General features: G+C 70.0%; 17 protein-coding genes and 1 pseudogene. 15 read left to right on the forward strand and 3 right to left on the reverse strand.

Translation table 11 applies throughout. The features are described from left to right. Nucleotides 1–12 precede the first annotated feature (12 nt). Together ACWCPF_RS05905 and ACWCPF_RS05910 are read right to left on the reverse strand one after the other, a co-directional pair. A pseudogene (locus tag ACWCPF_RS05905) lies at nucleotides 13–894 on the reverse strand (carbohydrate ABC transporter permease); the annotation flags it as partial. After that, complete coding sequence (locus tag ACWCPF_RS05910; protein ID WP_451043710.1) at nucleotides 894–2,303, reverse strand: ABC transporter substrate-binding protein; 1,410 nt, start codon at nucleotides 2,301–2,303, stop codon at nucleotides 894–896. The gene ACWCPF_RS05910 and the pseudogene ACWCPF_RS05905, both read right to left, overlap by 1 nt. Before the next feature lie 196 nt (nucleotides 2,304–2,499). On the opposite strand from ACWCPF_RS05910, the gene ACWCPF_RS05915 reads away from it, so the two are divergent. The 4 genes from ACWCPF_RS05915 to ACWCPF_RS05930 all read left to right on the forward strand — a co-directional run bounded on the left by ACWCPF_RS05915 (nucleotide 2,500) and on the right by ACWCPF_RS05930 (nucleotide 6,234). Next, nucleotides 2,500–4,167: a glycoside hydrolase family 32 protein gene (locus ACWCPF_RS05915; protein ID WP_451043711.1), complete on the forward strand. Its 1,668-nt coding sequence runs from the start codon at nucleotides 2,500–2,502 to the stop codon at nucleotides 4,165–4,167. Nucleotides 4,168–4,499: 332 nt separating this feature from the next. After that, complete coding sequence (locus ACWCPF_RS05920; protein ID WP_451043712.1) at nucleotides 4,500–4,871, forward strand: hypothetical protein; 372 nt, start codon at nucleotides 4,500–4,502, stop codon at nucleotides 4,869–4,871. 219 nt (nucleotides 4,872–5,090) lie between these two features. Next, complete coding sequence (locus ACWCPF_RS05925) at nucleotides 5,091–5,474, forward strand: RDD family protein (protein WP_451043713.1); 384 nt, start codon at nucleotides 5,091–5,093, stop codon at nucleotides 5,472–5,474. Nucleotides 5,475–5,928: 454 nt separating this feature from the next. Next, a complete protein-coding gene (locus ACWCPF_RS05930; protein WP_451043860.1) occupies nucleotides 5,929–6,234 on the forward strand; it encodes a 4a-hydroxytetrahydrobiopterin dehydratase in 306 nt (101 codons plus the stop codon). A 21-nt stretch (nucleotides 6,235–6,255) separates the two neighbouring features. Here ACWCPF_RS05930 and ACWCPF_RS05935 read toward each other — a convergent pair whose 3' ends face one another. After that, nucleotides 6,256–7,119, reverse strand: coding sequence for a hypothetical protein (locus ACWCPF_RS05935; RefSeq protein ID WP_451043714.1), 864 nt, complete (start codon nucleotides 7,117–7,119; stop codon nucleotides 6,256–6,258). A 149-nt stretch (nucleotides 7,120–7,268) separates the two neighbouring features. Between ACWCPF_RS05935 and ACWCPF_RS05940 the strand changes: the two genes are divergently transcribed. The 11 genes from ACWCPF_RS05940 (at nucleotide 7,269) to ACWCPF_RS05990 (ending at nucleotide 24,043) form a co-directional block, all read left to right on the forward strand. Beyond that, on the forward strand, nucleotides 7,269–8,435 hold the full coding sequence (locus ACWCPF_RS05940; RefSeq protein ID WP_451043861.1) for a CapA family protein: 1,167 nt from the start codon (nucleotides 7,269–7,271) through the stop codon (nucleotides 8,433–8,435). Nucleotides 8,436–8,627: 192 nt separating this feature from the next. Then, nucleotides 8,628–10,862: a HAMP domain-containing protein gene (locus tag ACWCPF_RS05945; protein ID WP_451043862.1), complete on the forward strand. Its 2,235-nt coding sequence runs from the start codon at nucleotides 8,628–8,630 to the stop codon at nucleotides 10,860–10,862. A gap of 7 nt (nucleotides 10,863–10,869) precedes the next feature. Next, the gene (gene pgsB / locus ACWCPF_RS05950) at nucleotides 10,870–12,381 is read left to right on the forward strand and encodes a poly-gamma-glutamate synthase PgsB (protein WP_451043715.1); all 1,512 of its coding nucleotides are present in this window, start codon (nucleotides 10,870–10,872) and stop codon (nucleotides 12,379–12,381) included. A 94-nt stretch (nucleotides 12,382–12,475) separates the two neighbouring features. Continuing rightward, nucleotides 12,476–12,958: a poly-gamma-glutamate biosynthesis protein PgsC/CapC gene (locus tag ACWCPF_RS05955; protein WP_451043716.1), complete on the forward strand. Its 483-nt coding sequence runs from the start codon at nucleotides 12,476–12,478 to the stop codon at nucleotides 12,956–12,958. Nucleotides 12,959–12,974: 16 nt separating this feature from the next. Next, nucleotides 12,975–14,045 carry an NlpC/P60 family protein gene (locus ACWCPF_RS05960; RefSeq protein ID WP_451043717.1) on the forward strand — a complete coding sequence of 357 codons (1,071 nt, stop codon included), beginning with the start codon at nucleotides 12,975–12,977 and terminating at the stop codon, nucleotides 14,043–14,045. 657 nt (nucleotides 14,046–14,702) lie between these two features. Next, entirely contained in the window at nucleotides 14,703–15,701 is a 999-nt protein-coding gene (locus tag ACWCPF_RS05965; RefSeq protein ID WP_451043718.1) for a helix-turn-helix domain-containing protein, read from the forward strand. Between the two features lie 274 nt (nucleotides 15,702–15,975). Next, nucleotides 15,976–18,123, forward strand: a complete 2,148-nt coding sequence (locus tag ACWCPF_RS05970; RefSeq protein WP_451043719.1) for a glycoside hydrolase domain-containing protein — start codon at nucleotides 15,976–15,978, stop codon at nucleotides 18,121–18,123. 68 nt (nucleotides 18,124–18,191) lie between these two features. Next, a complete protein-coding gene (locus ACWCPF_RS05975; RefSeq protein ID WP_451043720.1) occupies nucleotides 18,192–19,652 on the forward strand; it encodes a hypothetical protein in 1,461 nt (486 codons plus the stop codon). Between the two features lie 112 nt (nucleotides 19,653–19,764). Then, on the forward strand, nucleotides 19,765–20,976 hold the full coding sequence (locus tag ACWCPF_RS05980; protein ID WP_451043721.1) for a transglycosylase family protein: 1,212 nt from the start codon (nucleotides 19,765–19,767) through the stop codon (nucleotides 20,974–20,976). A gap of 210 nt (nucleotides 20,977–21,186) precedes the next feature. After that, nucleotides 21,187–22,278, forward strand: a complete 1,092-nt coding sequence (locus ACWCPF_RS05985) for a LacI family DNA-binding transcriptional regulator (RefSeq protein ID WP_451043722.1) — start codon at nucleotides 21,187–21,189, stop codon at nucleotides 22,276–22,278. A 373-nt stretch (nucleotides 22,279–22,651) separates the two neighbouring features. After that, nucleotides 22,652–24,043, forward strand: a complete 1,392-nt coding sequence (locus ACWCPF_RS05990) for an ABC transporter substrate-binding protein (RefSeq protein WP_451043723.1) — start codon at nucleotides 22,652–22,654, stop codon at nucleotides 24,041–24,043.

A 24,043-nucleotide genomic window follows, 5' to 3' on the forward strand; every position in this document is an offset into this window, starting at 1 on the left:
GACTCACCCGGCTCACTGGTAGTGGACGTAACGCCGGCTGAGCCGGAACTGGAGTGCGGTGACCGCCATGATCAGGGCGAACAGCAGGACGCCCACGGCGGACGCCTCGCCGAAGCGGAGCTGCTCGAAGGCCGTCTCGTAGATGACCATCACGACCGTGCGCGTCGAGTCGCCGGGACCGCCCGCCGTCAGGACGTACGGCTGCTCGAAGACCTGGAGGGCGTTGATGATGCCGACCACGGACGCGACCAGCAGCGTGGGCGACAGCAGCGGCAGGGTGATCGCGAGGTGTTTGCGCACCCCGCTCGCGCCGTCCAGCGAGGCCGCCTCGTGCACCTCTTTCGGGATGTTGTTCAGGCCGCCGACGAACAGCAGGAACGAGAAGCCGAACTGCTGCCAGACATACGCCAGGACCACGGCCGCCATCGCCCCGTTCTCCGAGGTCAGCCATGGCACGGAGGGGATACCGACGGTGGCAAGCAGCCAGTTCACGGGGCCGAAGTCCTGGTTGAACAGGTACTTCATCACCACCGAGATCGACGCGGCGGACAGCACCAGCGGGAAGAAGAACGCCGAACGGAACACGGACCGCAGCCACTGGGGCATCCGGCCGTTCACCGCGATCGCCAGCCCGAGCGCGATCAGCAACTGGAGTGCGACCGCGAGCACCATGAAGACGAGCGTGTTGCGGAAGGAGACGAGGACCGTCGAATCGGTAAGGATTTCACGGTAGTTGGCCGCCCCGGCCCACCGCGGGTCGTCGATCACGTCCCACCGGAAGAGGCTGAGGACGACCGAGCCGGCGATCGGTACGACCGTGAAGACGACGATGCCGACGACGGTGGGTGCGAGGAACAGCACGGCGAGGAGGCGGGTGCCTCGGGTGCGGACGGTCATACTTCACGCTCCATGGCCTGCTCCAGGTCCCCCTGCAGCCGGCGCAGCGCGGGACGCACCGCGCCGGGGCTCGCGAGGGCCGTTCCGGTGTGCTTGATCAGCAGCTGCTCGACCTCGTTGACCTGTGGCGGGGCCGGGATCGGGCCGGTGGTGGGGATCTTGTCGAGGGTGTCGTAGAAGACCTGCCAGTGGGCCGGGCCGGTCTCCCGGTAGCGGGCCTCGTCGACCATGGAGCGGCGGGCCGGAGTGGTCTGGTTGGCCGCGAAGAGCTGGGTCATCACGTCCTTGCGGGCGGTGTACTTGATGAACTCCCAGGCCTCGTCCCGCATCTTCGACGTGCGCAGCATCGCGTACCCGGCGGCGCCGAACTGGTGACGCCGGGTACGCCGGCGCGGGAAGTACCGCACGTCGTAGTCGGCCGGTCTCATGCCCGCCTGATGCAGGCCGCCCGCCCAGAAGCCGCCCGCGGGCGTGGCACCGACGCGGCCGGTGGAGAAGACGCCGACGAGGTTGCGGCCGTCGCCGCCCTCCGGCCGGGTGCACAGGTCCTCCTGGACGAGGGAGGAGAGGTAGTCGTAGACCTCCGCGACGCGGTCGGAGTCGGCCAGGGGTGTCGTCCACCGGTAGCCGCCGCCCCGGCCGCGCCGCTGCGCCTCGGGATAGAAGGAGTTCCAGAGCCAGTCGCCGCCGGGGGCCTTGGACTCGGTGAGGAGGTTGGTGTCGTTGGCGAAGAGCCAGGGGACCACTCCGCCCCACAGCCGGTTGGTCCAGAAATACGGGGTGAACCGGTCGCCGTTGCTGCGTTTCATCGCTCGCAGCAGCGTGGTGAAGTCGTCGTGGGTCCAGTCGTCGCCCGGGAGGTCGGCGCCCGCGCGTTCGAGGACCCGGTTGTTGAGGTACATGTCGGCCGCGTTGAACTCGACCGGCAGCTGGTAGAGGCTCCCCTCGTACATCATCGACTCGACCAGCGAGGGATGGACGTCGGCGAAGTACGTGCGCAGCTCGGCCGCGTCGCGCTTCGCCCAGCTGTCCAGCGGTACGCCGAGCCGCTGGGCGAAGAGCTGCACGCCCTCGGTGGCGACGTACACGAGGTCGGGTGCCGTGCCCGCGGCGATCTGGGTGAGGACCTTGGAGAAGAAGTCCGACCAGTCGTAGGCCTGTACGGGGTTGATGCGGATCCTGATGTCGGGGTGGGCCGTGCGGAATCCGTCGCGCAGGGCGCGCTGCGCCTCGGGGTCGAAGGCGGAGCCCAGGGTGGCGATGACGAGCGAGCCGTCGTCGCGGCCGGGGATGTCGGCGGCGGTGAGGCGGTCCCAGCCGGCCGCGACGCCGGCGAGTGCGGCGGCTCCGGCGCCGTACGCGCCGTAGCGCATCAGGGCCCGTCGGGAGAGGAGCGAGTCGGTCATCGGCGAGCCTAACTCGTGTTAGCCGAAGTTGATTCCCCGATGATGGGAACCTCGCTGCGACTCTGTCAAGGCATGTGCAGATAAGAGGAGTTGGTGCACGAAGGGTTGACCTTTAACGAGTTAGGCGTACGGTTCCGAGGCACAAGATCCGCGTCCCGACGACGACGTCGGGGAAGGGAGCCGCACGATGCGTGGCATGAAGAGGAATTCGCTCGGCCCGGGGGAGACGAAGGGGAGTTCGCTCGGCCCGGGGGAGACGAAGGGGAGTTCGCTCGGCCCGGGGGAGACGAAGGGGAGTTCGCTCGGCCCGGGGGAGACGCTGTCCAGGCGGTCGCTGCTGACGGCCTCGGCCGTCGGCGCCGCCGGTGTTCTGCTGCCGGATCTCGTGGGACCGGCGGTGGCGGCGCCCCGCGCGGCGACGGGCGCGTGCCCGGGCAGCTACCGCGCCGAGTACCACTTCACGGTCCCCGACCAGTGGATGAACGACCCGCAGCGCCCGGTCTGGATCGACGGCGAGTACCACTACTACTACCTCTACAACCCCGACTACTCGACGGGCGGCACGTCGGCCGGCACCGCCTGGCGCCTGGCCACCAGCACCGACCTCGTCTCCTTCACCGACCGCGGCATCGCCGTGCCGAAGGACACGACTCCGGGCGGCGATGTCTGGTCCGGCTCGGCGGTGGTCGACACGGACGACACGGCGGGCTTCGGCGCGGGCGCGGTGATCGTCATCGCCACCATGGCGCCCGACGAGGTCACCCAGGCCCAGTACCTGTACTACTCGACGGACGGCGGCCGCACCTTCACGAACCACGGCACCGCCCCGGTCCTCCCCAACCCCGGCGTACGGGACTTCCGCGACCCCAAGGTGATCCGCGACGAGGAGCGCGGGCGGTGGGTGATGGCACTCGCCGAGAACGACAAAGTCGGCTTCTACCACTCCGCCGACCTCAAGGCGTGGACGTACGTCGGCGGCTTCATCAAGGGCGGCATCGGCGTCCTGGAGTGCCCCGACCTGTTCCGGATCAGGGCGGACGACGGGACCTGGAAGTGGGTGCTGGGCGTCAGCGCCAACGGCAAGGGCTCCGGGCTGCCGAGCACGTTCGCGTACTGGACGGGTTCCTTCGACGGTACGACCTTCACCGCCGACGCGTCCGATCCCCAGTGGCTGGACCACGGCTGGGACTGGTACGCGGCGGTCACCTTCGACAGACGTGACGCGAGCGGGGTCCTGGACCCCGACGCGCGGTACGCGATCGGCTGGCTGAACCACTGGGACTACGCGAACACCACGCCCACCGTCGAGTGCGACGGCTTCAACGGCACCGACTCGATCGTCCGCGAGGTACGACTGAAGCACGCGGCGGGTGCGTATTACCTGGCGTCCCGGCCGGTGGCGGCCCTGGACGACCATGTGTCGCGCACGGTGGACCTCGGCGACATCGCGGTCGACGGCACCCGACTGCTCGACTACACGGGTACCGCGTACGAATTGACCTGTGAGATCACCTGGAACCAACTGCTGGGCGCCGGCCTCCAGTTGCGGCGGTCCTCGGACGGCGGGCGGCACATCGACGCGGGAGTCTACGGCGACTACGCCTTCGTCAACCGCGGTTACACCGTGAGCCCCGACGCGTCCGGCCGCTGGCAGGAGAGCCGCACGCCGTTCGACCTGTCCGCCGGCACGGTCCGCCTGCGGATCCTCGTCGACCGCACGTCCGTCGAGATGTTCGTCGGCGACGGCCGGTACGTGCACTCGACCGAGGCCTTCCCCGACCCGTCCGACACCGCACTTGCGCTGTTCACGATCGACGGGCAGGCGGTGTTCCGGAACGTGGTGATCCGGGAGTTCACGGTCTGATCGGACGGGGAGGCGGTTCTCTGCGGCCTCGCCGCGTGATGGATATGTGGGCAAGGATTTTCTTCTCCTTGTTGATGCTTTGGGTTTATAGGCGTTTTCGGTCGCGGTACTGAAGCTCCTCTTGCTCTTCGATGGCGATCGCATTATTCATTCCATTCCTTTTCTTTGCGTTTATGATGTCGCTTATGGGGCGACCTGGTGGAATTGATTCCTCCGCGAAGTGATTGACGCGAGGTGTTCCCTCGGGCTTCGATCACCCTACCTGCAGACTCAGTTGGCCAAGTGCGGCGGTAAGATCCTGTGAGATCGCTTGAATCTACGAAGGAGGCTCGATGGTGAGGGAAAATGACTCCCGCTTCGTGGACCTCTGGAACGATGTCGAATCATGGCGTGAATTCGTCGAAGAATGCGGGGACGGGTACTCTGATTCGCTCGCGGAGTACGAGTTCGATCTGAGCGTCCGGGATCGGCTGCAGAAGGCTCTTGACGACGAGACCCTTCGAACGGTCGAGGAATTCCAGCGTCTCAGGGAGGCTGTCGACTCCATCGACCAGGAGTTCTCCGCACTTACCTCCGTGGTGCGACCCGTGGCGGAGGGCGACGCCTTGCCCTGGTGGCATCTGCGTATTCCCCGCAGCGCGGGTCGAGAGCTGGCGGAGGAGTTGTTCCAGCGGCTTGGTGTCGTGATCACCGTGGTCGAATGAGCGAGGAGATGACCGGGGAGATGGGGCGGTAGTAGTACCGAGGGCATCTGGCCGAGATGGACCCGTTGCACGGGGTTCGGCCCGAGGGGCTCACGTGGAGTACGTCGCCGACCCGGCGGGGGCCGGCGCCGCGACGGGCGCTCCGGTGTTCGTGCCGGCCTTCAACGGGCGCAGGGTCGCGGCCCGTCTGGTGGACACGGTTTTCGCGACGGTGTTCGCGTGTTTCGGCTTCCTGGCCGCGGCGGCATCAGCGACGGCGTCGCGCTGCTGGTTCTTGTGCCGGTGGGGTTCGCGGCGGGGGGGGGGCTCTACTTCCTGCCCCTCGTGCACTGGTGGGGCACGACGGTCGGCAAGCGGATCTTCGGGCTGCGGGTGGTCCGGCTGTGGTCGGACGGAACGCTTCCGCCGTCCTGGAAGGACACCTTCCTTCGTGAGTTCCACCGCGCGGCCTTCTTGTCGATTCCGGTGCTGAACCTTTTGGTCGGCGCGATGCCCCGTAGTCGACCTGTGCGAGGCGGCACTGGACCGACGGCGGGAGACGGCGGTGAAGGTGTCGGTGATGGCGCTGCAGCAGCAGGCGCACGGTGCCAGCCTCATCGGTGACCGTACTGCCGTGGATCGGCTGATCGACGAGGCGGGCGGGCTGCTCGCCCGGGTCGACGACGACTTGCCGTGGGGCAACGCGTGCAGGCGGACGCCCGGCTACCTGGAGGTGCAGCGCGCGACATGTTACGGGCGGCTCGGTCTTGGCGAGGAAGCCGTCGCTCTGTGGGGCCAGGTCCTCGACCTCGTCCCCGAGACTGCGCGCCGCGACCGGGGCGTGTACCTCGCCCGGCATGCGGTCGCGGCGACCGGGGCGGGGGCGCCGGACCAGGCGTTGGAGATGGCCCGCAGAGTGGCGGACATCGCCGTCGAGACCCGATCAGCGCGCATGCGCCGCGAGTTGTCCGCTCTTCAGCGGGCCATGGCCCCGCGGCAGGATGCTCCGGTCGGCCGGGACCTTGCGGAGGTTCTGGCACCTGTGACCGAGAGGAGCCGAAGCGTGGCGGAGGCACCGGTGCCGCTTACCGAGGCAGAGATCGCGGTCGCCCTGGAGGCGGTGCCGGGGTGCCGGCGAGAGGGGGATGAGATCACCCGCTCGTATGGGATCCGGTATCACGGCGGCGTTGCGATGATCGTGCACGTCGCGGACGTCGAGCGGCTGATCGGCCACCATGCGGACATCGATCTGCGGTGGGGGAAGGTGCGGTTCGGGATCACCACGCACGATGCCGGGCACAGGCTGACGGCTGCGGACTTCGACCTCGCCCGGCGGATCGACGCCATCGCTGCAGCCCATGAGGCCGAGCCGACAGACGAGTGAGCCGGCTCCTCACTGGCGAGGTCAGCCCTTCGCCCAGCCGGACAGCAGCCCGGTCAGGGATTCCGCGGTCTCCCCGGCCCGCGAACCGTTCCCGCGCGCGTCCGGCGCCAGTTCCAGGTGGATGAACTTGGCGTGCCGGCGTTGCGCCGAGAGCCCCTGCGCGTTGGTGTTGCCTTCCAGCGGACAGCGCGCGGACCAGCCCCGGCACACCTGCAGCCCGCCCGCCTCCATCCGGTCGGCCAGGGCGGACGCCTCTCCGACCGTGCTGCGGGCGGCGCCGCCGGAGACCACGGCCTCGTAGGGGCGGTCGCCGGACGCGGCGAAGCCGTGCACCTGGAGGCTGGGCACGCCACGCTTCTGGAGTTCGACGACGATGGTGTGGAAGGCGCTGTCCGCGCGGTGGGCGACGTCGGCGGCCCCGCCCTCGCCGGCCCGGCGGTGGGAGCCGGCCAGGACCAGCGCCCCGCCGGGAGCGCTCTCCAGAAGCCGGATGCCGAGCGATTCGGTGTCCTGGTCGGACACGGGGTGCGGCACCTGGACGTTCCAGCGCAGCGCGGAGTCGACGTTCAGATACAGCCGGCCCCAGTGCTCAGCCGCGCCGCTCCGGGTGGCGGCGACCTCGTCGTAGCGGCGTCCCGAGGCCGCGTCGGTGAGGTGGGTGATCCTCAGACCGAGGGGAGCGAGTGTCTCCCCGGCCTTCTCCGCCTCGCCCGCCAGAAGCCGCTCGATGCCCTCGGCGAGCCGCTCACGCTGCGTGCCACGGGGCGGCGTGTAGGAGCCGGACGCCCTGAAGTCCTTCGTATACGTGAGGACACGGCTGCGGAGGTCGACCAGTTCTCGGACATTCGAGACGGATCGATCCGGTGGGGCCTGACCTTCCGTCATGCAAGCGGACAAGGCCAGAATCAAACCTATTAGGACGTTAAAGTGCGTGAAACGTGACACGGTCGTAATGGTAATGGGAAGATCGGTTGTGGAGGTTGTGTGATCATAGGTCGGTGACATTCCGTAAACCCCTCCGGACAGCTCGTGTCCTGACGGTCCTGACCGCAATCACCGTCTGGGCGACCGGGTGCACGTCGGAGCCCGCGGAGTCGACGGTGAAACCCGGCGGCCGGTCGTTCACCGTCGCCGCCGCCGGTGACATCCTGATCCACCCCGAGCTCGTGGAACAGGCGGCCAAGGACGCGAAGCGGACGGGCGAGGGCGAGGCCGGACTGGACTTCGCGCCGCTGCTCGCCGGGGTGGAGCCGGTCATCGGCGAGGCCGATCTGGCCATCTGTCACATGGAGACACCGGTCGGCGATCCGGAAGGCCCCTTCGAGGGCTATCCGGAGTTCCTCGTCCCGCCGCAGATCCTGACCACCGTCAAGGATGTCGGCTACGACACCTGCTCCACCGCCTCGAACCACACCTTCGACCACGGCCTCAAGTCCGTGAAGCACACCCTGGACGAGATGGACAAGGTGGGGCTGGGGCACACCGGATCGTTCCGGACGGCCGCAGAGTCGAAGAAGATCAACATCCGGGACGTCAAGGGCGTCAAGGTGGCCCACCTCTCCTATTCCTGGGAGTCGTTCCTCAACCCCACGCCCAAGGGCGAGAGGTGGGCCTTCAACCAGATCAGCACCGACAGCATCAAGAAGGCCGAGGCCCAGGCCCGCGAGCAGGGCGCCGAGGTGGTGATCCTCTCCGTCCACTGGGGCCTGGAGCACTACAACGAGCCGAGCGTCCCCCAACTGGAGCTGGCGGAACGGATCACCGAGGAGACCGGCATCGACCTGGTGATCGGACACCATTCGCACGTGGTCCAGCCGATCCAGAAGGTGAACGGCACCTGGGTCGCCTACAGCCTCGGCAACCAGGTCGCCCGGCACTCCTCGCCCACCGGGCTGACCGAGGAGGGGGCGATCGGCTGGTTCGAGTTCCGCGAGACGACCGATGGCTGGAAGGTCGACGCGCGCTACCGCACCACGCTGGTCGACATCCCGCCGGAGACCGAACCCGGTGACAAGACGCGCGCCGGCTCGGTCACGGACCACCGCGTGGTGGACGTGCGGGACGCGCTCGACCACCCGGGCGAGCTGTCCGGCGACCGCCTCGCGCGCTACCGGCTGGCGGCGGACCGCACCAGCGGCTTCCTGTTCAACCGGGGCGCCCCCGGCGGTGACGGGCTGAAGGAACTGTCGCTGAAGCAGTGACGGCGACACGTTCAGGGCACCGGACTCAGCAGCCCGCGCCCACACCAGAAGTCTTCTCAGTTACGGCACCGAACTGCCGGGACCATGGCACACGCATGGCTCGTCGGGGCGGCAGAGGTCGGAGACAAACCAGTGACATCCACCCATGACGCACGCTCCCGCGGCAGACGGCGGATCCGGAAACGGGCCGACATGCCCCTGCTCGGCGGCATCCGCCCGCCGATCGCCGTGCTGTGTGCGCTGGTCCTCGCCCTGGCCGGTCTCACCGCCAAAGTGCTCGGCCCGAGCGGCGCGCCGGTCGTTCCCGAGGCGGTGCTGACCTCGCAGGAGCACTTCGCCCAGGACGGCGCCATCGCCCTGCGAGCCTCGGTCGACGAACGGGTCGCCGACCTCAGCCGCACCGCCGTCGCGCTCAATGCGGGGAAGCCGGTCGAACCGGAGCGGATCCTGTCCGACCTCGGCGAGGCGTACCAGAAGTGGACCGGCACCACCGTGCTGGACCTGGAGAGCGGCGAGGTGCTCGCCGCCCGAGGAGAAACGATTCCTCTGGGCTGGCTCGACAAGGAGACGCTCACCGGTGAACAGGCTCTCACCCCCCGCATGGTGCGCCTGGAAACAGGCGACGTACGCCTGATGACCATGGCGGTACTGGACTGGAAGGGCCGGCCGCAGCGCCTGCTCCTGGCCTCCAACAGCCTCTCCGTGCCCGCCATCAACCTCGGCCCGTTCCGCACCATGGCCGTCGTCGCCAAGGGCGGCGAGGTCCTGGCCACCGCCGGCTTCGAACAGGCCGAGGCCCTCAACTCCGATCAGGAACGCCAGGAACTCTCCTTCCTCCAGAAGCAGATGACCCGGCTGTCCGGCCGTGCCGCCCGGCAGACCGAGGCGAACCCCGTCAGTGCACGCGAGCCCGGTTCCCGCGGGTACCCCGGCGTCAGCGGCACCCTCATCGGGAAGAGCTACAACGGCCGAGTCGCCACCGCCGGCTACGCCTCCCTCGCCTCGGCCGATCCCGAGGACAAACGGAGCGTCGGTGCGGGCCTGGGTCTGACCGTCGTGGGCCTGCTCCCGGTGGTCCAGCAGGACACCGGCCAGAGCCACAAGCTGTACGGCCTGCTGGTGGCCGGTGTCCTGGTGCTGCTGGGGCTGCTTGCCGCGGCGGTGCTGTGGGCGACCGTGCAACGTCCCCTGATCCGGCTGTTCCTGGAGTCCCGCCGACTGGCCCGGGGCGATCTGGCCCGGCCCGTCGCCGTACCCCGCTGGGGTGAGGCCGCCCGGATCGGCGCGGCCCTGGAGCGCCTGCGCGGACAGCTCGGCGGTGGCGACATCGAGCGCCGCGCCCTGAAGCGCGGCCGGCTCGGGGCGCGCGGGCCGCTCGTGCTGACCGCCCTCCTGCTGCTGGTGTGGTGCGTGCCTGTCGGACTCCTGCTCAACCGCACCGACGCCTCGGTCAGCGTGCCGTCGACCCTGGTCAACGACCAGCGCGACCGAACCGACCTGGTCGCGGACCGGGTCCGCCGGGCCCTCAACGAGGCCCACGCCGACATCGTCTCGCTCTCCCGGCAGATCGAGCCCGACGGCTCCGGCGCCACCGCCGCCGTACTGGACGAGGCTCTGCGCGAGCACACCCGCTACCAGTCCCTGTACCTCGTGGACTCCGACGGCGACGTCGTCGCCCGCAGTGGCGGCTCGCCGCACTCCTGGAAGCCGGACGAGGACGGTTCGGTGATCAAGGTCTCCGGCAAGGGCGACAGGAAGCCCGTCGTCCAGGCGTCGGTCACCGTGCCGGACGGCAAGGGCGCGACCCTGGTCGGCGAGGTCCGCGTGGAGTTCCTCAACTCGCTGCTCAAGCGCCCAGGGCTCGGCGAGGTCCGCGTCGTCGACCCCGACGCGCGGACGATCGCTTCCGGGAAGGGCTTCCTCGCCTTCGAGAAACTGCCCGACGGCGCACTGACCAGTCTCGTCAGGGCCGGCAATGTCCCGGTCGGAGCGGGCCCCGTCGAGAACGGGCTGCTCATCCGGGGTGGCTCGGGCGTCACCGTGGCCGCGGCCGCGCCCTTCTCCGGGGGTGGAGTCGCGGCCGAGATGGGCTGGACCGTGGTCAGCTGGCAGTCGGCCAAGGTCTTCGAGATCGCCCCGTACCAGCTGGAGGACCGCAGCGTTCTCGCCGGGATGCTCGGGCTCGCCGCGATCGTCGTCTGCCTCGGCTGGATCCACCTCGTCGTGGTCCGACCGCTGCGCAGCCTGGCCGCGAGCGCCGAGAACGTCGCCGCCGGCGACCACAAGACCGTGCTGTACCCCCGCTATCAGGACGAGGTGGGCGCCGTGGTCCGCAGCCTCGAACTCCTCCGCCAGCAGTTGCAGGCCCACAGACAGAACCAGCCGCGCCCACCCGCCGAGGCGCTGACCGGCACCGGGGAAAGGTGATCCCGCCATGCTCTATCTGTACTTCGTCCTGCTGATCGGTGGGGTGTGCCTGCTGGTGGCGGGCGTCGTGGAGCAGCGCAGGCACTACGCCTCGCTGCACGTCATCCCCTCGCGCGTCCTGGTCAACGGCATCCGCGGCAAGTCCTCCATCACCCGGCTGTGCGCGGGCGCGCTGCGCGGCGGCGGGCTCGTCACCGTCGCCAAGACGACCGGCACCGCCGCCCGGTTCATCCACCCCGACGCCACCGAGGAACCGGTCTACCGCAAGTTCGGCATCGCCAACGTGGTGGAGCAGATCGGCATCGTCCGGCGGGCCGCCACCTACCGACCCGACGCCCTGGTCATCGAGTGCATGGCCGTCATGCCCGCTCTCCAGGAGGTCAACCAGAGCAAGCTGATCCGCTCCACGATCGGCGTGCTGTGCAACGTCCGCGAGGACCACCTCGCCGAAATGGGTCCCACCCTGGACGACGTGGCCCGCTCGCTGAGCCGCTCGATGCCCGAGAACGGCATCTGCGTCACCGCCGAGAAGGAACGTTTCTCCATCCTCCAGGAGGAGGCGGACGCCCGGAACTGCCAACTGATCTACGCCGATCCCGACACCGTCACCGACGAGGAGTTGCGCGGCTTCAGCTGGTTCACCTTCAAGGAGAACGTCGCCATCGCCGTCACCGTCGCCGAACTCCTCGGCGTCGAACGCGAGGTGGCCCTCCAAGGCATGTACGACGCGCCGCCGGACCCCGGCGTGCTCTCCGTGGAGCGCTATGCCACCCCCGAGGGCAAGCGGCTCGCCTTCGCCAACGTCTTCGCCGCGAACGACCCCGAGTCCACGCTGATGAACATCAACCAACTGCTCGACCTCGGGGCCATCAGCCGACCCTTGAACGTCGTGATCAACTGCCGTCCGGACCGCGTCGAGCGCAACGGGCAGATGGGCGAGATCATCCCCGACCTCCAGCCGGACAACGTCTTCGTCATCGGCCACCCCGCCCGCAGCGCCATCGACGCCATCCCCGCCGAGTGGCGCGACCGCGCCGTCGACCTCGGCGGCGAGCGGCGCTCCTCCGAGGAGTTCATGCCCCAACTGCTCGGCCGCATGGCTGACAGCTCCTCGCTGGTCGCCATCGGCAACATCCACGGCCAGGGCGAGGAACTCCTGGAGTACCTGGCCGAACTCCCGCAGGCCGACGACGAGCCGGCCGACGCGACATCCCCGGGCGCCACCGCACCGGCTCAGCCGACCCGCCTGGACCCGTACGCCTCCTACCCGGTGGCGTACGAGGAGCGCTACCAGGCATCCCGCACGCAGGAGATCCCAGTGATCAACCTCAGGGGCATCCCGGCCGAGCCGAGCGGACCGTACGCGGACCAGGCCGGCGGATGGCCGTCCGATCAGCAGACCTGGGGCTACCGCTCCGAAGAGTACGGCGGCTATCCGGACCACACCGGGGCTCCGGCGCCGGACGATCGCTTTCCGCTCTATCCCGACCAGGGCGACGGAAATCCACCGCGCTACTGAACCGCGCTACTGAACCGCGCGCGACCGACCGCGCACCGGGCCGCCCCGTGCCCGTCCGCCCTGCCTCGTCCCTGCGCCACCGCCCGGAGACCCCGTGACCCCCGCTGCCCTGACCCCCGAGATGGCCGCCCTCGGCATCGCCATAGGCCTGTTCTTCTCGCTGATCTGCTATCTGACCACCAACCTCTCTCCCGGCGGCATGATCACCCCCGGTTGGCTCGCCCTCACCCTCATCGAGGACCTCCAGCGGGCCGCCATGGTGGTCGGCGTCACCGCGCTCACCTACGGCGGCACCAAGATCATGCAGCGCCTGGTCATCCTCTACGGCAAGCGGCTCTTCGCCGCCGTCGTCCTGCTGGGCGTGCTGCTCCAGGCCACGGTGATGATCGTGCTCTCCCTCCAGTTCCCGCTGCTGTACGGCAACCAGACCCTCGGCTTCATCGTCCCGGGCCTGATCGCCTACCAGATGGTCCGCCAGCCGAAGGGGGCCACTCTGCTGGCCACCGCCGCCGTCTCGCTGATGGCCTACATCGTCGTCGCAGCCGGCCTGCTGCTCGGCGTCATGCCCACCGTCTGAGAGCGAGGAGACAACCATGGCTGCCAAGAAGAACAAAACGCGCCCGCTGCTGACCGGCCTCGTGGTCCTGGGCCTCGTCGGAGCCTCCGGCTACCTCACCGTGGAACTGCGCAAGCAGAACGACCAGGGAGTGACCGAGGTCCGCAACGTCGGCATCCTGGACGGCGGGAAGGCCTCCACCGACACCGGAAAGGAGACCTGGGCCCGACTGGAGAACCCGGCCCGTTCCGTTCTGCGCGGGTCCGACGGCCAGATCAAGGCCATCCTCACCGACGGGGCCCGCACCGCCACCTTGACCGGCCCGGCCCGCACCTTCGAGGAACCTTCCTCGACCTCCTCCAAGGTGTCCACCACGGACTGGGTACGCCTCATGCCCGAGCCCTGGGCCAAGGGCGCGGAGTCGGAGAAGTGGTTCAAGGACTGGTACAAGGAGTTCGCGAGCAGCGAGGAGGACGACCTCTTCGCCTACGCCTTCCAGTACGTCGCCGGCGCTCCCGACAAGAAGAGCTCGACAGGCGCCGTCTACGCGGGCGACGCCAACTTCGGCCCCCTCAACACCAGTGGCGCCGAAGGCGGCGACCTGCGCCTGGAGCAGTCCGACTTCTACGACTACCTCGGCACCGACTACCCCTTCCGGGACGGCGTCACCGGCACGCCGGACACCCTCCGCGCCAAGTCCATCGACTGCTCGGGCTATATGCGCATGATCCTGGGCTACCGCGCCCGCTACCCCCTGATGTCCTCCGACGCCTCGGGCAACGGCCTGCCCCGCACCGCCAACGGGATGGCCCGCTCCGAGCGGGGCGTCGACGTCCTCCCGCTGACCGGCGTCGCCGCCAAGGACCGCCCGTCCGGCATCGACCAACTCCAGCCCGGCGACCTCGTCTTCTTCAAGCTCGACACCCGTACCAAGGAACGCCTCGACCACGTGGGCATGGTCCTCGGCTACGACACCGAGGGCCACCTGATCTTCGTCTCCAGCCGCGAGGAGGTCAACGGCCCCACCATCGGCGACATCGGCGGCGCCTCCCGCCTCGACGGCAACGGCTACTACGCCAAGACCCTGCGCAGCGCCAAACGTCTGTGACCGCCACCAGTAGTCGGGTGCGGCTCTCCTGAAGTGCCCTGTCGCCGACGTCGTTGCGAGTCGGCCTGCCATGACGGCCTGGTGGCTTCGGCCGTTTCGGGCGGGAGCCAGGTGGCTGTCGGACGAGTTCGCCATCGAAGAGCTACGGGCCTCGATCCGCCGCGCGCGGGTTCGAGACTCTTTCCCGGGTGGCGCAAGCGGCTCCGCGTCGGTCGATCAGGACCGGGCGGTCCGGCTCGCCGGGCAGCAGTCCGGTGGACGTGCGGGGCCGGGCGGCGTCCGCCTGGCCCCGAGCCCCTTTGTCGTCCGGCGCGCCGCACGGTGCGCCGGCGGAGGTATCCGCAACCCTCCGCGAAAGCGAGCGCCCCGCTGCAATTCGAGTGCGGCGATCGGGGTGCCGGCGGCGTCGGTGGCGAAGCAGCTCGGCAGCGGTCCGTCGGCGTCGGTGAAGCGCAACCGGGTGCCGGGATACAGACGTTCTCGGACGTTCTTTGCGGGTGATCGAGGCATATTCCCTTGCGTCAGGCGATGAAATCGTGGTGTCGTCCCCGGAGTTCCTTCGCCGGATCCGGCCGCCGTCGGGTCAATTAAACGGTCCGGGTACGCTGCGGGAGCATCAGCATTTGCAGGGTCTTCCGGGATGAAGGACGGGGCGGAATGATTGGGACGGTCTTCCAAAGCGACGAAGTGTCTGTGGAGCACAGGTTCGACTACTGGCGGGAGTTAACCCTCCGGGCGATCGCGCCGAGCGAGATGAGCAGCGAACACGCCGCCAAGTTCTGGGCTCGGCAGCGACTGCTGGAACTGGGGCCGGTCCTGGTGTGGCCGTCGTCGCACCTGTCGACGCGATTCAGGCGCACCGAGAAGATGGTGCGGCAGTGCGACCCCGAGATGTATCACCTGTCGCTGGTGCTCGGGGGCGGGCTGAGCTTCGACCACGCGGGGCGGTCCAACGGGTACGGCCCACGCGACATCTGGGTGAGCGACACCGCGCAGCCCTACGACGTGCGCCCCCTGCCCGGCAGCGCCCGCCACCACGTGATCACGGGCGTGGGCGTGGACTTCCCCAAGGCGCTGCTGCCCCTGCCCGCCGACCGGGTCCGGGTGCTGCTGGGCAGGCCGTTGTCCGGGCGGGAAGGCATGGGCGCCCTGCTCACCGGGTTCCTCACCGGCATCGAGCGGGAGGCCGACTTTCTGCAGCCGTCCGACGCGCCCCGCCTGGGCACGGTGCTGCTCGACCTGCTGTCCGCCTGGTTCGCGCAGGCACTGGAGGTGGAGGACGCGCTTCCGCCGGAGACCCGTCAGCAAGGCCTGATGATGCGCATCCAGGCGTTCATCCGCCAGAACCTGCACGACCCGGCGCTGTCGCCACCGGTGATAGCGGCCGCGCATCACATCTCGGTGAGCTACCTGCACCGGCTCTTCCAGAAGGACTCCACCGGGGAGACGGTCGCGGCCCGGATCCGCAACCAGCGCCTGGCGGGCGCCCACCGCGACCTGGCGGACCCCACGCTGAACGCCGCCCCCATCCACACCATCGCCGCCCGCTGGGGCATCCCGCGCGCCTCGGACTTCACCCGTGCCTTCCGCGGCGCGTACGGGATCTCGCCCAACGAGTACCGCGTACAGGCGCAGTCCGCGCGCGAGCCGGAATAGGGCCGGCCCGGAGCCCGTGTAGACGCAGCAGCAACACACCTGTGGACCCGCTGTTAACGACAGCATTGGGAGTCGCCCCGCATTGTGATCCGCGGAGGGTGATCGTAATGGCGGGTTCACGGGGAGGACATGTCGGCCGACAGTCGATACAGGTGTCCTTTCTCTTGTCTTTCAACCGTCTTTCATCTTCCTTTCGAATCCCGCACAGACCGCTTTTCTTTGCTGCCCGACCCGCACTTTTCTCCTGCACGTATCCAGCAATCAGGGGACACGAATGCGCTTACGCACGAAGAAGAACGACTCGAAGAACGAATCGAAGACGAACGGCTCGAAGACGAACGGCTCTGAGAAGGACGCGGGCTCCCGGAGACGGAGAGCCCGGAGAACGGCCGCGACGACCGCTCTGGTGACCCTCGGCCTCGGCGCGCTCGGCGCACTCGGCACCGCTCCGGCCCAGGCCGACGCACCGACCGCCGGGCGACAACTGGACTACCAGGGGCACCGGTTCACCGTGCCGAGCTCCTGGGAGGTGGTCGACCTCGCGAAGACGCCGAACGCCTGCGTGCGATTCGACCGGCACGCGGTGTATCTCGGCCACCCCAGCGCCGACCAGGACTGCCCCAGCCACCTCGTCGGACGCACCGAGGCCCTGCTCATCGAGCCGGCCGACAACCCGGCGGACCGGCGGGGCACGGTGGCCGAGCCCGTCGAGCGCGAGTACCGCGCCAAGGCGGCCAAGGTGAGCGTCACGGCGACGTACAGCACGGACCCGGCGCTCGTCCGGAACATCCTGAGCGGAGCCGAGATCCCGGCGACCGCTCCCCGCACCCAGGAATCGACTGAGGCCGGCGAGCCCTCCTCGGCCTCGCCGTCCGCCCCGCTTCTCACCGCGCAGGCCGACGCCCTCCCGGCGACCGCCACCAACTTCACCGGCAAGGGCTTCGACGCCTGTGCCGCCCCCTCCTCCGCCGCCATGAGCGCCTGGCAGACCAGCTCCCCGTACAGCGCGGTCGGGATCTACATCGGCGGCTCGCAGCGCGCCTGCAGCCAGCCCAACCTCACGGCGAGCTGGGTGCAGCAACAGGCCGACGACGGATGGCGGTTCATCCCGATCTACGTCGGCACGCAGGCCTCGGGCATCACCTCGCCCGCCAACCAGGGCATCAGCGCCGCGAACGCCGCCGTCAACGACGCCGTCGCGCTCGGGTTCAGCCCCGGTTCGACGCTGTACTACGACATGGAGGCCTATTCCTCGTCGCTCAGCTCCAAGGTGCTGGCCTTCGAGTCCGCCTGGACCGAGCAACTGCACTCCCGGGGCTACCACTCCGGGATCTACAGCAGCAGTGGCTCCGGCATCAAGGACCTGGTCGACAACTACAACGGCTACACCATGCCGGACGTCATCTTCGACGCGCTCTGGAACGGCGTCGCGGACACCGCCGATCCGGTGGTGCCGAGCTCGCGCTGGAGCAACCACCAGCGGATCCACCAGTACTCGGGCGGCCACACCGAGACCTGGGGCGGTGTCTCGATCAACATCGACCAGGACTACCTGGACGTCCAGATCTCCACGGCCGCGGCTCCGTCGGGCCGGGTCTGGGACCGGTCCCGGCCGGACGGCGGTCCCTGGGACGCCAACGCCGAACTGATCGACACCAACGACGCGATCAACTCGGTCTCCGCGTCCGCACTGCCCAACGGCACGGTCCACGTCCAGAGCCTGGTCGGCGGCGAGATCTGGGACCGTACGCGGTCGGCGAGCGGCGCCTGGAGCAACGCGACGAAGATCGACGCCCACGGCGCCATCACCGACATCGCCTCGGCGGCCCTGCCCGACGGCACCCTGCACGTCCAGGCCGTCGTCAACGGCGAGATCTGGGACCGCACCCGCGCCGCCAACGGCACCTGGGGCAACGCCACCCAGATCGACGCGGGCGGCGCCGTCACCGACGTGGCCTCGGCCGCCCTGCCCGACGGCACCCTGCATGTGCAGGCGCTGGTGAACGGTGAGATCTGGGACCGCACGCGGGCCGCCAACGGCGCCTGGGGCGGCAGCACGATGATCGACGCCAACGGGAGCATCAAGGACGTCGCCTCCGCAGCGCTGCCTGATGGAACCCTGCACGTGCAGGCCCTGGTCGGCGGCGAGGTCTGGGACCGGACCCGTTCCGAGGGCGGGGCCTGGAGCAACTCGACGAAGATCGACGCCGGCGGCGCGGTGAAGCAGATCTCCTCGGCCGGCCTGCCCAACGGCGACCTTCATGTCGAAGTCGTCGTCAACGGCGACGTGTGGGACCGGGTGCGCAAGGGCACCACCGGCAACTGGTCGGTCAGCAGCCTGGTCGACGACAACGGCGCGATCTTCGGCACCTACGCCACCGCCACGCCGGACGGCACCCTCCACGTCGGCACCAACGCCTGACCGGCGTCTCTCCCCTCACCTCGCTGCACCTCATTCGCCAACTCCGTAGGAGAACTGTGTCCTTCACCATGTTCAAAAACCGCGGCAGAGCCGCAGCCGTCGGCATGGCCGTCGTGGCGGCGAGCCTCCTGGGCGTCGTCCAGACCGCCGGGGCGGCCCCCGCGGGCGGCGTGGCCGCCGCCGCGGACGCCGAGCACGGCAGCAGCGGACAGGGCCCGGTCACACCGGTGGCCGGCAGCGCCTCCGGCAGCCTGGCCGCGGCCGTGGCCTCCCCGGCCATCACCCGCGACGAGGTCATCCGCCGGGCCAAGAGCTGGGTCGGGATCGGCCTCCCGTACGACCAGTCCGGCGAATACCAGGGCTGGCGCACCGACTGCTCCGGCTATGTCTCGATGGCCTGGAACCTGGGCTCGTCCCTCACCACCAACACGTTCATCCCGCAGGACGTCGCGGAGTGGAGCACCAAGGACAGCCTGAAGACGGGCGACGTCCTGCTGAACGAGGCCAGCGGCAGCAGCGGGCACGTCGCCCTCTTCTCCTCGTGGACGGACTCCACCCACACGGAGTACATGGGCTACGAGTTCACCGGCTCCGGCGTCCACTACCGCGCGATCCCGTACCCGTACTACTCGGGGTACGGAACCTTCAAGCCCGCGCGGCTGAAGAGCATCGTCGGTGACGTGAGCCGGCCCGCCGGGCGGGTCTGGGACCGCTCGCGCCCGGACGGCGGCCCCTGGGACGCCACCGCCGACCTGATCGACGCCGGCGGGGCCGTCAACGCGGTCACGGCGGCCGGTCTGCCCAACGGCACGATGCATGTGCAGGCCCTGGTCAACGGTGAGATCTGGGACCGCACCCGGGCCGCGAACGGCACCTGGGGCGCCTCGTCGAAGATCGACGCCAACGGCAACATCAGCGACGTCGCCTCGGCCGCCCTGCCGGACGGCACCCTGCATGTGCAGGCGCTGGTCAACGGTGAGATCTGGGACCGCACCCGCGCCGCCAACGGCACGTGGGGCAACTCCTCGAAGATCGACGCGGGCGGCGCCATCACGGACATCGCGTCCACCGCGCTGGAGGACGGGACCCTGCATGTGCAGGCGGTCGTGAACGGCGAGATCTGGAACCGGACGCGGTCCGCGAGCGGCACCTGGGGCGGCAGTTCGCGCATCGACGCGGGCGGCGCCATCACGGACCTCTCCTCGGCCGCCGGGGCGGACGGCACCCTGCACGTCCAGGCGCTGGTCAACGGTGAGATCTGGGACCGCACCCGTGCCGCGGGCGGCACCTGGGGCGGCGCCACGAAGATCGACGCCGGCGGCGCGGTGAAGCAGCTTTCCTCGGTCGGTCTGCCCAACGGCGACATCCACGTCCAGGCCGTCGTCAACGGCGACGTCTGGGACCGGGTCCTCAAGGGCACCACCGGCAACTGGTCCGTCAGCAGCCTGATCGACGACAACGGCGCGATCTTCGACACCTACGCCGCCGCCACCCCGAACGGCACGCTCCACGTCGGCACCAACGCCTGACGGTACGTCAATCACCCAGCACCACCAGGTGTTTGAACCACCACCCCGGTGCCCGGCACCGCCCGGGCACCGGGGTTTCCTCTGCCCTTTTTCCCGAACCTGGAGGCCATCAGTGTCCACCCGCAGACCCACCGCCGCTCTCCTGGTGTCGGCCGCTGCCCTGGCCCTGACCACCGCGCTGCCGAGCCCGGCACAGGCCGCCTCGGTCGCCACCTGGGACAAGGTCGCCGAGTGCGAGAGCGGCGGCAACTGGAGCATCAACACCGGCAACGGCTATTACGGCGGGCTGCAGTTCAGCCTCAGCACCTGGAACGCGTACGGCGGCGACGCCTACGCGACCTACCCGCATCTGGCGACCAAGAAGGAGCAGATACTGACCGGCGAGAAGGTCCTCGCGGGGCAGGGCGAAGGCGCTTGGCCGTCGTGCGGGCCGCTGGCCGGGCTGGGCAGCGACCACGCCGACCCGTACCCGCCCACCGCTCCGCAGGGCGGCCGGGTCTGGGACCGGACACGGCCCGACGGCGGCCCCTGGGACGCCACCGCCGACCTGATCGACGAGGGCGGCGCCGTCAACAGCATCTCCGCGGCCGGACTGCCCAACGGCACGGTCCATGTCCAGACCCTGGCGGGCGGCCAGGTCTTCGACCGCACGCGGGCGGCGGGCGGCGCCTGGGGCAGCGCGACGAAGATCGACGCCAACGGCAACATCACGGACGTCGCCTCGGCCGCCCTGCCGGACGGCACCCTGCACGTCCAGGTGCTGGTGAACGGCGAGATCTGGGACCGCACCCGCGCCGCCAACGGCACGTGGGGCAACTCCTCGAAGATCGACGCGGGCGGTGCCGTCACCGACATAGCCTCCGCGGCCCTCCCCAACGGCACCCTGCACGTCCAGGCGCTGGTGAACGGCGAGATCTGGGACCGCACGCGGGCCGCCGGCGGCGCCTGGGGAGCCTCGTCGAAGATCGACGGCAACGGCAGCATCCAGGACGTCGCCTCGGCGGCGCTGCCCGACGGCACCCTGCACGTGCAGGCCCTCGTCGGCGGCGAGGTCTGGGACCGCACCCGTTCCGAGGGCGGGGCCTGGAGCAACTCGTCGAAGATCGACGCCGGCGGCGCGGTGAAGCAGATCTCCTCGGCCGGCCTGCCCAACGGCGACCTGCACGTCGAAGCCGTCGTCAACGGCGACGTGTGGGACCGCGTGCGCAAGGGCACCACCGGCAACTGGTCGGTCAGCAGCCTGGTCGACGACAACGGCGCGATCTTCGGCACCTACGCCACCGCCACCCCGAACGGCACCCTCCACGTCGGCACCAACGCCTGAGCCGTCCGCAGACACGCGCAACCATCTCGCCGACGTCCCGGCGGTCACCTCCCGCACGGGCGTCGGCCGGGACGCGTTCGCGGTGAAGAGATCCTGCGCGAAGTCTTGACGCGCCCCGCCCCGTTGCGTACATATGACAGCGCAGTCATGACAGCGCAGTCATACGTCGGACTGGCATCAGGATCCGGCTGCCGACGATCGGGAGACACCATGGCATCAGGGGCAGGGCGCGGCGCAGGGGCCGCGCCGCGCAGCGTGGACGTGGCGCGCCTGGCCGGGGTGTCGCAGAAGACCGTGTCCCGGGTCATGAACGACGAGCCCTACGTCTCCGCCGACGTGCGCCGTCGGGTCCTGGCGGCCGCCGACTCGCTCGGCTACCGCTCGAACAACGCGGCCCGCGCCCTCGCCTCCGGCCGCACCCGGTCCATCGGCGTGGTGACCCTCGGCACGGCCCTCTACGGTCCGGCCTCGCTGCTCATGGGCGTCGAGCGTGCCGTGCGGGACAACGGCTACGCCCTCCGTGTCGTCAACACCGTGGAAGGCGAGACGGCGGGCATCGCCGGCGCCGTGGACTCGCTCCTCGACCAGGGCGTGGACGGCATCGTCATCTCCGAGCCCATCGACGAGCGGGACGGCGCGGATCTCTCCGCCCGCGTCGACGTGCCGGTCCTCGTCCTCGGCGCACCCCCGCCGATCGCCGCCCCCCATGTCGTGACGGCCGGGATCGTCTCCAGCCAGATGGCGCGGGCCGCCACCGAGCATCTGCTGGAGCTGGGCCACACCACCGTCCACCACCTCGCCGGTCCGCAGCGCTGGTACTCGGCCCGGGACCGGCTCGACGGCTGGCGCTCGGCGCTCGCCGCACACGGCCGGGTGGAACCGCCGGTCGTCGTGGGCGACTGGTCGGCCGCCTCCGGCTACGCGGCCGGCCGTGAGCTGACCTCCGACCTGGGCGTGACCGCCGTCTTCGCCGCCAACGACGACATGGCCATCGGCCTGATCCGCGCGCTGACGGAGGCCGGGCGGCCGGTGCCGGAGGACGTCAGCGTCGTCGGCTTCGACGACATCCCGGTCGCCGCCTATGTGAACCCGCCGCTGACGACGGTGCGTCAGCCGTTCGACGCCATGGCGCAGGACGGCCTGAAACTCCTGGTGCACGCCATCGAGAACCCGCAGGCGGACCCGCTGCCGATGACCGACCCACCGGTCGAACTCGTCGTCCGCGCCTCGGCGTCCACGCCCCCGGGGCCCGACGGGACACCGGGCCGCCCCCTACGGGCCGCAACCTCCCCCCGCACCTGACCGCACGCACCCGACCGCACCCGACCGCACCCGGACCGCGCCCGGTCCCGCCCACCGACGGAGGCCCGCCCCCACCACACTCACCCGCACCCCTCGCACCGCCACGCCCGCCTGAGCGCCACTCCGGCACCCCGGCACCCGGCACCACTCCAGCCCCGCGACGCCCGCGCAACAGCCGCCCCCGGCGTCGCCCCGGCTCCCCGGCAGCGGGTACGACCGATCCCCGGGCCTCGAACAGGCTCCGCACCGGCCGCCGCCGCTCCTGCTCGCGCCCGCAGCGGCGTGGCCCTTCTCAGCCAGACGCACAACCACCCGAATTCAGCACGCCGTCGCCCGGTGTGCCGATCCCTCACACCTTCTGCGGGAGTTCACCATGTCCGGACCCTTCGCCATCCCCTCTCCGTCGCCCCTGAGCCGTCGCGGCTTCCTCGCCGCCACCGGCGCGCTGTCGCTGGCCGCCACCCTGACCGCGTGCGGCGGCGACGGCGGCTCCACCGGCGGTTCCTCCGCCCAGCCGGTCAGCCAGGCCGACCTCGACAAGGCCATGAAGACCCCGACCGAACTGACGTTCTGGACCTGGGTCCCGAACATCGACAAGGAGGTCGCGCTCTTCGAGAAGAAGTACCCGGCCGTCAAGGTCAAGGTCGTCAACGCCGGCCAGGGCACGCCCCAGTACACCAAGCTGCGCACCGCGCTCAAGGCCGGCAGCGGCGCCCCGGACCTGGTGCAGCTCGAGTTCCAGGCCATCCCGACCTTCACCGTCACCGACAGCCTGCTGGACCTGCGCCCGTACGGCGCCGCCGCGCTCAAGTCCACCTTCGTGGACTGGACCTGGGGCCAGGTCAGCGGCAGCGACGGCGAGGTCTGGGCGATCCCCCAGGACACCGGCCCGATGGGCATGCTGTACCGCAAGGACATCTTCGACCAGCACGGCATCGAAGTCCCCACCACCTGGGACGAGTTCGCCGCGGCGGCCCGCAAGCTGCACAAGGCCGACCCGGACGTGTACCTCACCAACCTCGCCGCCAACCAGCCCGCCGCCTGGCACGGCCTGCTCTGGCAGGCGGGCGGCAAGCCCTACGTCTCCTCCGGCAAGGGCGACATCGCCGTCAGCGTCGACGACGCGGTCTCCCGCAAGCTCGGAGCGTTCTGGGGCGGGCTCGCGGGGGAGGGTGTGATCGGCGTCGAGCCGGACTTCACCGACGGCTGGTACGCCGCCCTCAACAAGGGCAAGTACGCCACCTGGCTCACCGGCGCCTGGGGCCCGGCCTTCCTCTCCGGCTCGGCCAAGGCCACCGCCGGCAAGTGGCGGGTGGCCCCGCTCCCGCAGTGGGACGCCGCCAAGCCCAGCGCCGGCAACTGGGGCGGCTCGACCACCGCCGTCATCCGCTCCACCAAGAACCCCGTCGCGGCCGCGGTGTTCGCGCAGTTCCTCAACAGCGACCCCGCCAGCGCCAAGATGTTCGCCACCGAGCAGTTCTTCTTCCCGGCGACCAAGGCGCTGCTCGCCGACTCCTCCTTCCTCGCGGACGCGCCCGCCTTCTACGGCGGCCAGCAGGTCAACCAGGTCTTCGCGGACATCAGCGCCCAGGTCGACCCCTCCTTCCAGTGGCCGCCGTTCCTCGACCGGGTGGCCACGGACTGGACCGAGACCGTCGGCAAGTCCCTCGCCGCCAAGTCCGACACCGTCCGCGCGCTCGGTTCCTGGCAGTCGCGCATCACGACCTTCGCCAAGAGCCAGGGCTTCACGGTCAAGGGAGGATGA

The organism is Streptomyces sp. NPDC001858, assembly GCF_053594615.1.

Excerpts from the sequence above, each read along its gene's own strand:
- ACWCPF_RS05910 (WP_451043710.1), bottom strand. The coding sequence starts at position 2,303 with ATGACCGACTCGCTCCTCTCCCGACGGGCCCTGATGCGCTACGGCGCG.
- ACWCPF_RS05970 (WP_451043719.1), top strand. The coding sequence starts at position 15,976 with ATGCGCTTACGCACGAAGAAGAACGACTCGAAGAACGAATCGAAGACG.
- ACWCPF_RS05920 (WP_451043712.1), top strand. The coding sequence starts at position 4,500 with ATGGTGAGGGAAAATGACTCCCGCTTCGTGGACCTCTGGAACGATGTC.
- ACWCPF_RS05975 (WP_451043720.1), top strand. The coding sequence starts at position 18,192 with ATGTTCAAAAACCGCGGCAGAGCCGCAGCCGTCGGCATGGCCGTCGTG.
- ACWCPF_RS05990 (WP_451043723.1), top strand. The coding sequence starts at position 22,652 with ATGTCCGGACCCTTCGCCATCCCCTCTCCGTCGCCCCTGAGCCGTCGC.
- ACWCPF_RS05935 (WP_451043714.1), bottom strand. The coding sequence starts at position 7,119 with ATGACGGAAGGTCAGGCCCCACCGGATCGATCCGTCTCGAATGTCCGA.
- ACWCPF_RS05965 (WP_451043718.1), top strand. The coding sequence starts at position 14,703 with ATGATTGGGACGGTCTTCCAAAGCGACGAAGTGTCTGTGGAGCACAGG.
- ACWCPF_RS05960 (WP_451043717.1), top strand. The coding sequence starts at position 12,975 with ATGGCTGCCAAGAAGAACAAAACGCGCCCGCTGCTGACCGGCCTCGTG.
- ACWCPF_RS05945 (WP_451043862.1), top strand. The coding sequence starts at position 8,628 with ATGCCCCTGCTCGGCGGCATCCGCCCGCCGATCGCCGTGCTGTGTGCG.
- ACWCPF_RS05985 (WP_451043722.1), top strand. The coding sequence starts at position 21,187 with ATGGCATCAGGGGCAGGGCGCGGCGCAGGGGCCGCGCCGCGCAGCGTG.
- pgsB (WP_451043715.1), top strand. The coding sequence starts at position 10,870 with ATGCTCTATCTGTACTTCGTCCTGCTGATCGGTGGGGTGTGCCTGCTG.
- ACWCPF_RS05915 (WP_451043711.1), top strand. The coding sequence starts at position 2,500 with ATGAAGAGGAATTCGCTCGGCCCGGGGGAGACGAAGGGGAGTTCGCTC.